Source organism: Xenorhabdus cabanillasii, from assembly GCF_003386665.1.
GTDB classification, from domain to species: Bacteria; Pseudomonadota; Gammaproteobacteria; order Enterobacterales; family Enterobacteriaceae; genus Xenorhabdus; species Xenorhabdus cabanillasii.
Genome location: NZ_QTUB01000001.1, coordinates 3218584 through 3232148 on the forward strand (window position 1 = coordinate 3218584; position 13565 = coordinate 3232148).

Annotated in this window: 6 protein-coding genes and 1 pseudogene; 3 read left to right on the plus strand and 4 right to left on the minus strand. The window is 40.7% G+C overall.

The window, feature by feature from the left end; genetic code table 11:
• Nucleotides 1-26: 26 nt before the first annotated feature.
• The gene (locus tag BDD26_RS20305) at nt 27-2792 is read right to left on the minus strand and encodes a non-ribosomal peptide synthetase (RefSeq protein WP_342353482.1); all 2766 of its coding nucleotides are present in this window, start codon (nt 2790-2792) and stop codon (nt 27-29) included.
• Nucleotides 2743-3297: a condensation domain-containing protein gene (locus tag BDD26_RS20555; protein WP_280524526.1), complete on the minus strand. Its 555-nt coding sequence runs from the start codon at nt 3295-3297 to the stop codon at nt 2743-2745. Before BDD26_RS20555 ends, BDD26_RS20305 begins: the two co-directional genes overlap by 50 nt.
• 602 nt (nt 3298-3899) lie before the next feature.
• Between BDD26_RS20555 and BDD26_RS14805 the strand changes: the two genes are divergently transcribed.
• From BDD26_RS14805 to BDD26_RS14815, 3 genes and pseudogenes are all read left to right on the plus strand, one after another.
• Nucleotides 3900-5258: an aspartate aminotransferase family protein gene (locus BDD26_RS14805; protein WP_115826952.1), complete on the plus strand. Its 1359-nt coding sequence runs from the start codon at nt 3900-3902 to the stop codon at nt 5256-5258.
• 361 nt (nt 5259-5619) lie between these two features.
• A pseudogene (gene pulA, locus BDD26_RS14810) lies at nt 5620-8422 on the plus strand (pullulanase-type alpha-1,6-glucosidase); the annotation flags it as partial.
• 247 nt (nt 8423-8669) lie between these two features.
• A complete protein-coding gene (locus BDD26_RS14815) occupies nt 8670-9434 on the plus strand; it encodes an aminoglycoside adenylyltransferase family protein (RefSeq protein WP_211305478.1) in 765 nt (254 codons plus the stop codon).
• A 163-nt stretch (nt 9435-9597) separates the two neighbouring features.
• On the opposite strand, the gene bla is transcribed toward BDD26_RS14815, so the two are convergent.
• Nucleotides 9598-10440 carry a class A beta-lactamase gene (gene bla, locus BDD26_RS14820; protein ID WP_425330426.1) on the minus strand — a complete coding sequence of 281 codons (843 nt, stop codon included), beginning with the start codon at nt 10438-10440 and terminating at the stop codon, nt 9598-9600.
• A 177-nt stretch (nt 10441-10617) separates the two neighbouring features.
• Nucleotides 10618-12558, minus strand: a complete 1941-nt coding sequence (locus BDD26_RS14825; RefSeq protein WP_115826955.1) for an exoribonuclease II — start codon at nt 12556-12558, stop codon at nt 10618-10620.
• Nucleotides 12559-13565: the final 1007 nt, after the last annotated feature.

Genomic DNA, 13565 nt, shown 5'->3' on the forward strand with positions numbered 1-13565 from the left:
ACTTAAGTACCATTTAAGGTTGAAGTTTAATTCATGGATTTGTAAATACTTTTTAGTAATTCAGCGTCAAATTGCAGTAATTGAGCATCGACAATACACTCTTTAAGTTGGCTGAGGGTGGTATGTGAAAACAGTTGCTGAACAGAAAGCTCTACACCAAATATTTCCCATATTCTTGACTGTTGCTGTAGTACTAATAGTGAATTCCCGCCAAGTTCGAAGAAATTGTCATGGCGTCCTATGCGTTTAATTTTCAGCAACATTTGCCAAATATTGGCTAATTGTTCTTCAATTTCACCTTGTGGCGCGACATATTCTTGTGTGATTACTGCTGAATGATTGGGGACTGGCAGCGCTTGGCGATCCAACTTACCATTCAGGGTCAACGGAAAAGCATCCAGCATGACAAATGCACTGGGGATCATATAATCAGGTAGATTTATACTCAGTTGTTCCCGCAGCTTGGGAATGCTTAAGGTGATATCTGATTCAGGTATAAGGTAAGCAACTAATCGTTTATCTGTAGCGTCGTATTCATGCACGATGACAATGGCATGTTGAACACCGGCACATTGTGTCAGGCAGGTTTCAATTTCGCCTAATTCAATCCGGTTTCCTCGTATCTTGACCTGAAAATCATTACGGCCCAGATAATCGATACTTCCATCAGGCAACCAACGTCCTAAATCCCCTGTCTTATACATTCTTGCATCTTTGTTGTTGCTAAATGGATCGGGAATAAAACGTTCTGTTGTCAACTCTGGACGATTTAAATAGCCACGGGCAACACCAATACCACCGATATAGATTTCTCCCGTAATGCCGATGGGTACGGGTTGCTCATATTTGTCAAGAATATAGATTTTCGTATTGGCAATAGGGTAACCAATTGGCACTAAAGCGGAATGTTTTTCTGATCTACAACGCCAGGATGTGACGTCGATAGCGGCTTCAGTTGGGCCATATAAATTATGCAGTTCACTGTGGGGTAAGTGGGAAAAACATTTCTGTTGCAGAGAGTATGACAGTGCTTCTCCGCTGCATAAAATTTGACGCAAAGAAGGGCAGCGCTTTGCTGGAGTATGATGAATGAAACTGTGCAGCATGGAAGGAACAAAGTGAATAGTTGTAATACCACGGAGTTCAATTTCTTCCAGCAAATAGACGGGGTCTTTATGGCCATTAGGGCGTGCTATGACTAATTGCGCGCCAGAAAGCAGAGGTAGGAAAAATTCCCATACTGAAACATCGAAACTAAACGGAGTTTTTTGCAATACACGATCATGTTGATTCAACTGGTATTCATCTTTAGCCCATAGCAGACGATTTACAACGCCACGATGCTCATTCATAACCCCTTTGGGAAGACCGGTTGAACCTGAAGTATAGAGTACATAAGCCAAATGGCGGGATGTCAGTCCTAAGTCGGTGACTGATAAATTATTTTCCTCCTGAACAGTCATTTTTGTTTGAAGTTCTTCGCTTCCCCATCGCCATACAGGGATACTTGTTTCTGGTAAATGTCTTTTCAGATCTTGATGAGTCAATACGAGTATTGGATGACTATCTGATAGTATATGATTCAGACGATCTATGGGATATTCAGGATCGAGAGGCACATAGGCGGCACCTGCTTTGAGTATTCCTAACAAACCAACCACCATATCCAGGCTGCGTTCCATACAAATGGCGATGCGGTCATCTGGGCAAACACCAAATTCCACCAAAGCATGGGCTAATTGATTGGCTTGTCGGTTTAATTCAGCATAACTTAATTTATGGTTATCATAAATCAGGGCTATTGCGTTTGGCGTGCGGGTGACTTGCTGTTCCACTAGTTGGTGAATCAAAGTTTGTTGAGGAAAGGCTTTATTTGTTGTATTGAAATTGCAGAGAATTTGTTGAAGTTCTTGCTCATCCATCAGTGGCAAATGGTCAATTTTTTGTTGTTCGTTATCAGCCATTGAAGTCAGCAAAACGAAGAAATTTTTCATGAGTTGATGGATTAACTCAGTATCGAACAACTGGGGATCGTAATGGAAATAACACCGAATCTGTGTATTGACCTCTAATATATTAAGCATCAAAGGGACGGGGGTATCAGCATAAAGGGGATAGGAGAAGGACTGTAATTCTGCACCTCCCCAATGTACTGTCGTACTATTATCTTCGTCCATCCATAACAATAATAGGTCACCAATATATCGAGGCTGTTGAAAAGTCATCAAAGTCTGGAAAACGGGATGAGTTTCTGCATGGCGTTGTAACTTGAGTTGCTCCAGTACTTTAGCAAAGGGATATTTTTGATTTTCAATAGCCTGACGGATACTTTTCTGAGCTTGTAGAATATGTTCACGAACGCTCATATCACCGTTAATTTGACCACGTAATGCGACCGGATTAACAAATTCACCGACTAATTTTCCCCAATGTGCACGGCTTCTCCCCGGCATCATTGAGCCTATAATAATATCGTTCTGCTCTGTGTAGCGATTCAATAAAATTTGGTATGCAGCCAGAAAAATAGCAAACAGACTGTTCCCATATTCAGAAGCCATAGCGCGGAGTTTATTCGCTAACATATCTGGGATCAGGCGGGAAATTGTGATCTTATCAGTTAATGGTGCTGGTGTGTTTTTAAGAGAGTTATTTTCTGTTGACCATTTTATGTTTGGCCACTGTAGTGTATTCAGATGACCGGCCAAATTATTACGCCAGAAATTTTGTTGTTTTTTTGCACTTTTACTGTTCAGCCATTGCTGCTGCCATGTAACATAGTTTTTGAAAACTATGCTCTGATATTGGCTCTAAGGCTTGTGAGGCTAATATACTGCCTAATTCCTCCAATAATAACCAATAAGACCAGCCATCAACTGCCAGATGGTCAAAAGTTAGTACCATGATGCTTTCCTGGGGATGGTATTGATACCAACTGGCATAAACCCGCAATGGATACTCCAAATCGAAAGTATGCCAGCAATCACTGCGTATTCGCTGTTGAAGAGTATTTTCGTCGAGATATTTAGCATTATGTCGTTGGATCTGTATTTCAACATGCTCTGCAATCCGGTATCCCAACTTGCCATCGTATAGTCCAAAGCTGGACCGTAACATAGGATGTCGTTTTATCAGATAATTGATTGCAGTTTCTAAACGTTCAACAGTTAAACCCTTAACCCGAGCACAAAATGCACTATTATTCTTTCCCCGTTGGGTTGGATTAATTTGATATTGAAACCAACGACTATTCTGAGCTTCAGATAAGGCAAATAGTTTCATATTTTCAGGGTGGTTCACTTTATATAACTCCCTTTTTTATATGCATATTAAAAAATATAATAATTGATCTGTTAAATTAGAAATTACCTTTACACTTAGATAAAATGGTTGTGGAGATCTCTAATAAAAGTATTTAACATTTTACTGAGCTTGGTATTTATTTGAGTATAGATACATTTTATTACCCCCCCTCTTTATACTCAGATGAAGATTAAATAAAAAACAATAAAAATTTTATAATAATTATTATTTGAAATAATATTTGTTATGAGAGTAATTAATTATGTTTCAAGTAAGAAATTATCTTTTATGAACTTATTATTAATATTTTTATTCTCAAATCAAGAGGTAAAATAGATAAGATGATCGAGTGGGATAATATGATGAAATTATTACAATGGGGGATTATTATTAAAATAAATTGATGTTATGGCCAATAATTTGAAATTATTTCGTTGGTTGCTTAAATGAGTACCTTACAAAACAAGGATTAAAAATTCACCATATGTATTTTATGCTTAAATTTGTAAAAATAACTTTATCTGTTAATTTAAAATAACTTCAGATTATCAATACAGTTATAAACAATTTCAAGTTTAAATTAAAAAAGAGAATGGATAATGGAAAGGTCAATAATTAGAACTGAAATTCCTGGACCAAAATCAAAAATTGCTTTACAAAAACAAGCTCAATGGGAGTCTGATGCAATATCTTATCCGAAAAGATTACCAATAGCTTTAGACAGAGCGTGTGGTTCTTACGTGCAAGATGTTGATGGTAATGTATTTATCGATTTTTTATTGGGAGCAGGGTCATTACCGTTGGGGCATTCGCACCCGGAATTAGTTGATGAGGTATGTAAACAGGCAAAAAAACTAAGTCTTGGTTTAGACTTTCCTACACCAATAAAAGAAACATTTACTGAAGCTCATTTTAGTATGTTACCTGAAAAATTGCGGGATTTTTACAAACTGCATTTTTGTGGGCCTACAGGAGCTGATGCAGTAGAAGCTGCAATTAAGTTAGCTAAAGTGTCAACAGGTCATCAGGAAATTATCAGTTTTAGAGGCGGATATCATGGATGTACTACAGGAGCTTTAGCAGTCACTGGCAATCGCCAAATGAAGAAAGATTTTTTGGGCTTGATGCCGGGAGTGCATTTTTTCCCGTTTGGCTCAGAATCACATTCTCAAACCAGTTGGGTGATGAATTCACAGCAACTTGATGCCGGCTTGTTTCTGGAATCTGCATTAAGGGATGCAAACTCAGGTCTTGGAAATATTGCTGCGATTATCCTTGAATTGGTACAAGGAGAAGGTGGTCTTTATGTTGCCGAAAAATCTTTTGTATCTAAAATTTATCAGTTATCGAGAGAATTCAATATTCCTTTAATTATTGATGAAATTCAAACAGGTTGTGGTAGAACCGGAACTTGGTATGCATTCGAACAGTATGATATAGAGCCTGATATTTTTGTCACATCAAAAGGAACCAGTGGAATAGGGCTTCCTTCATCATTAATGTTTTATAAAAAAACATATAAAAATTGGTTGTCAGGAAATCACATAGGTACATTTAGAGGAAATCAGCTTGCTTTTAGTGCGGGAGTAAAGGCTATTCAAATAATTAAGCAAGAGAACATTCTGGATAATGTAAAAAAGATGTCTTCAATAATCATTGAAAAATTGAATGCATTGAAAATTAAATTTCCATTCCTTGGTGAAATTCGTGGGAAAGGTCTTATGCTAGGGGTGGAAATATTAGATCCTGAACTCAAAGAAGCTGATGAAAAAGGTGCTAAGGAAATGCAGAAACTGGCATTGCAACGTGGACTTATTACCGAGCTTGGTGGCCGTAATGATACTGTGCTTCGGTTATTACCTCCATTAAATATTGATATAAAAACCATAAACGAAGCATTTCAAATCCTTGAAGCAGTCTTTATCTGTTACAATAATATGATTCACAAAGAAGAATAATGTTAATCTGGTGTCTGTTTCGCGGTATGATGAAAATAGATATTTAGACACCGGGCTAATATTACACAGTCATAACGAGAAATGATGCCAGTCACATTATTATGTATGCTCTTGGGGATTTTCTCCCTTGCCGTCGTGTTGCATCTTGAAATCGGTAGGGTATAAATGTTTAATGCTATCTTTCGATTAAAAAGGTTTGACTGTGAAATCTAACTTCTGGAGGAAGGTTTACCTTGTTGTATTTAATAGCCTATTGATTTTATTACTTACAAGCTGTGCCCAAAATAGTTTTATTAAAAATAGTTTCATGCAAGATAAGTGTTATTTGTTCAAAAATCAGGAGAAACTGATGGCACACCGTGTGAAGCAAATATCAGGCAGTGAACAAATCTATCGTTGTCGTACTAACACCTCTCATTTTGTGCCAGAAATTTCTCAGGCTTCTGCACATTGGGTTGACAGGCAGACATTATTATGGTCAGGAGGTGAAAGTAAATTTGTCGTTCGCCTATATCACAACCAAAGTAATAAGGTAGAGGCCAATGACCAGGGCTATTTTACTGATAACTATCTGACACTCACACCAACAGTTTTAAGTCAGGAAACAGCAAAAAAAATTCCCGCATTTGGCAAAGTGGCCGGCTTTCCGCTTGCCTGAAAATGTGGATATTGACCGACTCCTGACTGGAGATTTGGTGGTTTTGTCGGCCAATGAGCAAGGCTTATTCCTATCAGCAACCCAAGTACAAACGGCGGGGGTACTGGACGATCGTTTCGCCGATGCGGCTGATAAACTGGAATATGGGGCCAGGATCAATAATAAAGGGGTGATTTTCAGGTTGTGGGCACCTACGGCACAAAAGGTAAATTTGATTGTCTATGATCAAAATAAACAGGTTATCGCTAATCACGTAATGCAACGTGATACAGTCAGTGGTTCCTGGTCATGGCAAGGTGATAAGAAATTGAACGGTGCTTATTACCGCTATGCCTTACAGGTTTACCACCCGCAATCTCGCAATATAGAACGCTATGAAGTTACCGATCCCTATTCTTATAGCTTATCTACTAATTCGGAATATAGTCAGGTCGTCAACCTGGATGATAAAGCGTTAAAGCCTCACAACTGGGATAACCTGTTGGCACCGCAGCCACAAAATACTCCAGCGGATATTGCACGTATGACCATTTATGAAGTGCATATCCGTGATCTTTCCGTTTCAGACAGTACGGTGTCCGCAGCCTGGCGTGGTAAGTATCTGGCACTGACTGACAATAACAGCGATATGTTCAGGCATCTTAAGGCATTGAGCCAGGCGGGAATGACTCATATGGAATTGTTGCCTGTGTTTGATATTGCTTCCGTCAATGAATTTAGCCATCAGGTTGCTGATCTTGATCAGCCTTTTAGCCGTCTGTGTCAAATCAATCCCATAGTGAGGAACAGTCGTTTTGCGGCATTTTGCCATAGTTCATTAACTGTGCGGGAGGTTTTGCAGCAGTTGCGGCGTGATGACAATATCAATAATCCGCAAGTGCAAGAATTGAATACGATGGTGGCAAAAACAGATTCCTATAACTGGGGTTACGATCCGTTTCACTATTCAGTACCAGAGGGCTCTTATGCTACTGAGCCGGAAGGTTCTGTTCGTATAAAAGAGTTTCGTGCCATGGTGCAGGCCATCAAGCAGCAATTGGGTATGAATGTGATCATGGATGTTGCTTACAACCATACTAATGCCGCAGGCCCGACATTCAGGACATCGGTGCTGGATAAGATTGTACCTTGGTATTACCACCGTTTGGATGAAATAACAGGCAAGGTTGAAAATAATACTTGTTGTTCTGATACTGCGCCGGAGCATCGCATGTTTGCCAAATTGATCGAAGATTCGCTGGTGACATGGGTTAAAGATTACAAAATAGATGCGTTTCGGTTCGATTTAATGGGTTATCACCCCAAAGCACAAATTATATCGGCGTTAGAAAAAGTACGGGCTATTAACCCATCGATCTACTTTTTCGGCGAAGGCTGGAATTCTGGGCAGGATGATCGATTCGAAACAGCTTCTCAAATCAATCTTAAAGGAACTGGCATTGGTACTTTCTCTGACAGGTTGCGTGACGCGGTGCGTGGCGGCGGACCATTTGATGTTGCCGACAGTATTCGCAGTCATCAGGGGGTTGGTAATGGTGCTGAAATACTGCCTAATGAAATCTCCAGGTTAGATGCCGATAACGCTCGTCATTTATGGGATCTGGTACGGCTTGGCATGGCTGGTAATCTGGCTGATTTTGTCATGATCGATAAAGACGGGGCAGTGAAAACAGGCAGCGAAATTGATTATAAGGGCGCTGTTGCAGGTTATGCAGCAGATCCGTTTGAAGTGCTGAATTATGTATCTAAGCACGATAATCAAACATTGTGGGACATTATTAGCTATAAAGCTGCCTATGAAGCGGATTTGATGACACGTGTTCGTATGCAGGCGATCTCCCTTGCTACAGTATTCCTGGGGCAAGGTCTGGCTTTCGATCAACATGGGTCAGAATTATTGCGTTCAAAATCCTTTACCCGTGATTCTTATAACGCTGGCGACTGGTTTAACCGTGTTAGTTATGATTATAAGGACAATAATTATGATGTGGGGATGCCGTCACAAAGTGATGATGGTGAGAATTACCCACTGATTAATCGTGTGAAAAATCAGGTGAAAAACCCAGGCCAAAATGAATTATTACAGATGATGGCGTTTTATCAGGAGTTATTGCAGTTACGTCAGTTTTCACCATTGATGGCTCTTGGTAAAGGCGCTGCTGTCAGACAACGTGTCGATTTTGTTAATGTTGGCCCTCATCAGCAAATGGGTTTAATGGTCATGACGATTGATGATGGCAATATGACGCCACGTGATCTTGATTGGCGGTTTGATGGCCTGGTTGTCGTTATTAATGCTGCATCCTGGTCTGTGACTGTTAAAGATCTTCATGTCAACGGATTGAAGTTAAATGATATTCAACGTGAATTGGGCAAGACCTCTTTGGCTGCTGGGATACGCATCACTGAGGATGGCGAAGTAACAATGCCCGCATGGTCGGCGGCTGTACTGGTTTTACCGCAAGAAGGAATGCGTGGAACAGGTTTACCTGTTCGTAAGAAATAACGAAACCTTGAGTATCTTGAGCGAATATTTTATCTGACGCTGATTAGTCAGGTATGAACCGATAACCGACTCCTGTTTCTGTCAGTAAATGTTTAAGACGGGCAGGGTCGGTTTACGGCTTTAATTAAACCTCGTTTTATGTATCACACGCAAAAAACTGCCAACTTTCCCTTTTACGAACAATGTCAAATATGATTGATGGAGCCGCATGAATATTACTCCAGCTATATCCAAGAGGAGCGGTTTAGTGACTATACCTTCCGAAGCAGATAAGGCGTTGTTGATCATTCAGAAGCAATTAGCGGAATCGCTGGTAGCTGTCTATCTTCATGGTTCGGCTGTGGTTGGTGGTCTTCGTCCCCGCAGCGATGTAGATTTGCTCGTAGTCATTGACCGGCCGATGACATCTGAGGTTCGGGGATGTCTTGCTGCTGATTTAATGATGATATCGGGCCGGTATCCTTCTGATCCTGATAGACGTCGTCCTGTTGAACTGATGGTTTTTTTGCGCGCCGATCTTACTGCATCGCTTTATCCCGCCCGGAGCGAATTCATTTACGGTGAGTGGCTGCGTCACGAATATGAGGTAGGAGAAGTTCCCAGGTCTGTTTGTGATCCAGAACTTACCTTGGTATTGGCTCAATCACAACAGGAAGCGATACCTCTGGTCGGCCCGCCCGCAAGCAGTCTTCTGCCTGCTATTCCAGGTTCGGACATTCGTCGAGCTATTAAAGATGTCCTGCCGGATTTAATTGAAACGCTACAGGGAGATGAACGCAATGTTCTGCTAACGCTGGCGCGCATGTGGCGAACATTAGTGACTGGAGAGTTTGTCTCTAAGGATGTTGCTGCTGATTGGGCGGCTGCTCGCCTTCCTGCCATACAGGCCGCAGTTTTAGCCGATGCGCGCGAAACCTATTTGAGAGGAGGTGAAGAAGATTGGCGAAATCGTCAGCAAGAATTGCAGCTCACGGTAAGTTCACTACACGATTGTGTGCTAATGAATCTATGACACTCACATCATGCTGCCGCGATACGTTCACATCAGTAAGGTATACAAAGATGACGGGCCACAGGTAATTTGGCGAATAAATTGACTCAATTCATGGCAGGTATGTATTTTCATAAATCTTGACAAGCTACGCAGTAAATTAACCGTGTAGCTTGGTGGATCTTTATTTAGTTTGAGTCAGTATGCGGGTTGCTTCTGCCAGTACATCACGACGGGCTTTAGCGTTTTTATCGCCAGGCTGAGTGAAATAAGTGACCAATACTAATGGCGCTCTGTTTTCCGTCGGCCAGATCACGGCAATGTCATTGGTTGAACCGTAGTCACAGAGACCAGTTTTATCTCCCACAACCCAATCTTTTGGTACTCCGGCACGAATACTGGCATCACCAGTCGTATTTCCTTTCAGCCATTCTACTAGTTGCACACGTTGATTGGTTGCTAACACATTACCTAAAGTCAACTTGTATAAACTTTTCGCCATGGCTTGAGGAGTGGATGTATCACGTTCATCACCCGGTTTGACTAAGTTCAATTCAGGTTCTTTGCGATCTAAGCGGAATTCATTGTCACCGATAGTGCGGGCAAATTTTGTCAAACCACGTGGGCCATCTAATTGGTCAAGTAGCAAGTTCATGGCAGTATTATCACTATATTGCAAAGTTGCTGCGCTCAGCTCAGCTAACGTCATACCGCTTTCAACATGTTTTTCGGTAATTGGACTATATTCAACAACATCAGACTGTTTGTAGTTGATCCGCTGGTTCAGTAATTTTCCATCTTTTTCACTTTTTTTCAAAAGTGCCGAGGCTGTCATAAATTTACTGGTACTGCATAACGGAAAACGCTCGTTTGCCCGGTAACCAATGGTTGAATTATCTGCTGTGTTGATTAAGAACACACCAAGATGCCCATTAGCACTTTTTTCTAAAGCGACAAGTTGATTAATGATCTGTTCTTGTTGAGCCGTATTAGTCTGAGTAGTGGATGCCTGGGAAGGCGAAGTCATTAAGGCACCAAATAAAGGCAAAATCGTTACACTGATGCGTGTGAATTTTGATGTAAGAAGTTTCATATGAAAATCTGAATAATTGTTTAATATTTGTTGTAAAAATGCCGCTTATAATAGCGGCAGTGTGTTTATTGTTCTGGAAGCCCCGTTTTATTGGGTATTTCTCTGTTACGTTTAACTAACAGGGCGTGCCACAATATTACGGGTTTCCATTCTGACTTCTTCAATACGCACATTGATAATGTCATTCAGGCGATGAACTGTTTCGCCTTTAATTAATATGGAACCTGTTTCCTGACTGCATTGAAGCTCATCACGAACAGCATGCAGGAATGGGCCGGGGACAAAAGCAACTGCGCCATTGTCAACCAGGCGAACGCGCAGGCCACCACGAGTGATATCAATAATTTCAGCAGCAAAAGTTTGATCCGTACCAGCGTGAGGGGCAAGAAAACGGGCATAGAGCCAATCGCCTACATCACGTTCAGCCATACGGTTTGCCCGTCGGCGCTCGGATAATTGCAGGCAAATTTCTTCGGCTGGCTTTTCTGCTTCTGTTTGTTGAATAATCGCTTTCAGCAAACGATGGTTGATAATATCGCTGTACTTACGGATAGGAGATGTCCAGGTTGCGTAAGCATCAAAACCGAGTCCAAAATGTGGGCCGGGTTCCGTTTTAATTTCTGCAAAAGTCTGGAAACGGCGGATACGGCTGTCAAGGAACTGCGTCGGCTGTTTATCCAGTTCACGACGCAGTTCGCAAAAACCTTCTAATCCCAACAGAGCTGCATGGCAGGTTTCAATATTGTGTTCCTTGAGTACTTCAACAACTTGCTCAATTTGTGCTGGTTCAAATCCAGTATGAACGTTATAAATACCGAAACCTAATTTATTGCGCAGGATTTTTGCCGCACACAAGTTAGCCGCGATCATTGCTTCTTCAACAATACGATTTGCAGAACGGCGCTGCTCGATAACGATATCAGTCACATTCCCCCCTTCATCAAGAATAAACCGGTAATCTGGTCTTTCCTTGAACATAAGGGCGTGCTGTTGACGCCAGTTGTTACGGCGCTCGCACATCTTTTTCAACAGTGTGATTTGCTCAGCAACAGCGTCAGAGCCCGGTTTCCAACCTTCCTGACCTTCCAGCCAGTCAGAAACTTCGTCATAAACTAATTTGAACTTCGATTCGACCCAGGCTGTGAAAAATTGAATATCATCACCCAGTTGTCCATCTTCCAGAATGGAAACCTGACAAACCAGAGCAGGGCGGCGGGCATTTGGACGCAGCGAACACAAATCATCAGAAAGTTCGCGGGGCAGCATAGGAATATTGAAACCCGGCAGATAGTTAGTGAAACTACGCTGGTAAGCGATCTTATCCAGTTCACTGTCAGCTTTGATATAAGCAGTTGGATCAGCGATGGCGATGGAAAGTTTCAAACTTCCGTCATTATTCTGGGCGATGTGTAGTGCATCGTCCATATCTTGAGTTGTTGCACTGTCAATGGTCACAAAATCAAGAGAGGTTAGATCAATACGTTCAAAAGAATTATCATCCAATTGGCAATCCGTCATAGCTGGTGCTTCACGTTCCAGATTGTGACGTGTCAGAGTAACCCACCAGGGAGCGAAGTGGTCATCACCACGGGTGATATAGCCTGTTACCTCTGCATGAAATCCACGATCACCTTTCAATGGGTGACGCTTCATTTCAGCGACAGCCCAATCCCCATTTTCGAAATTATGGGTAACTGTATTGGCTGGTCGGCAAGGAATAGCGTCTTTTAACAATGGGTGATCAGGAACAATCCATAGACGGTTATCGTTTTCTTTTTTCTGGATCCTTCCTACAAAACGGGTCAGGAATGGTTCAATCAGCGTTTCTGGTTCAGCGATCTCTTTTTCTTTGTCGGTGTGAATAGCGGCTGTGATGCGGTCACCGTGCATCACTTTTTTCATATGAGGTGGTGGAATAAAGTAACTTTTTTGACCATCGACTTCCAGAAAGCCGAAGCCTTTTTCAGTTCCTTTGACTAAACCTTCTACACGCAAGGTTTGAGAGTGAAGTTGCTGTTTTAGCTGAGCAAGCAGCGGATTGTTTTGAAACATAATAATCAGGAGAGTTATAGAGTTATTATCGGTAATTTTGGGTAACAGTTTTACGCGAATCGAGGTTATGGAGCAAGTAACATCTTATCAAAACACGAAAAACTGTTAGTAAAGACTAATAATTGTACTGTTTATGTTTGACTGGCAGGAGCGGCTTTTCAGATTGCGGTATGTCACATTTTCCGCACTGATATTTTGATCGCTGGTATTTGCTTGAGGAGTGTCATCGTGTGTGCGTGGATTAATATAAACATTCATATTAGTGCAGAAGAACTTTTTTAAATGGTGAAGCACAGGATTAAACCTTATCTCCATAACCCGTGCCGTTGCTCGGAGCGAGACGGCCATTTAGATATGTTCTCCGATTTATAATCAATAAATTTTACCATCATCATTATTATGATACCCCTTAAATTATGACTACTACTCTATATATAGCCATTTAACTTGAAATACTGGTATTAAATAAATTATGACCGGAAAATCCGACTGTTTTTGTTACCTTTACCATTGAAGCTAATATCTTATATCTGAGCAAAAAAATGGCCGTTTATTTTAAGTTATCACTTATGTTTTTCATCTTCAGGTTAAGCAGGTATATATTATTGCATGGTTGAGTGTAATAATATTTTCATCGATTATATATATTTTAATACCCAAGAGTGTAAACTAATTAAATAATTCGATTTATTATAAGTAAAATAATTTTAAATCTGTATCTTGAAGTAGGAAAATCAAATGGCTTCAATGGTTATAAAATAACTTAGGGTTTAATTATTTTTTAATTCTATTTATGAGGGTGATAAATGGCGTTGGAAAAAATAGAATATCTTATTTCAATTTGTTTGGATAATTATTTATTCCATTGTTAACAAAAAGTATTGCTCAATAACGTTAACTTTATCACTATTCATCCGGCTATTGTATTTAAATCCTGATAAAAATTACTGCCTAAATATCTTGATCCATGTTTTATGCATGAATTGCATTTTTCTCCAGTCAAACGA

Excerpts from the sequence above, each read along its gene's own strand:
- BDD26_RS14825 (WP_115826955.1), bottom strand. The coding sequence starts at position 12,558 with ATGTTTCAAAACAATCCGCTGCTTGCTCAGCTAAAACAGCAACTTCAC.
- BDD26_RS14805 (WP_115826952.1), top strand. The coding sequence starts at position 3,900 with ATGGAAAGGTCAATAATTAGAACTGAAATTCCTGGACCAAAATCAAAA.
- bla (WP_425330426.1), bottom strand. The coding sequence starts at position 10,440 with ATGACTTCGCCTTCCCAGGCATCCACTACTCAGACTAATACGGCTCAA.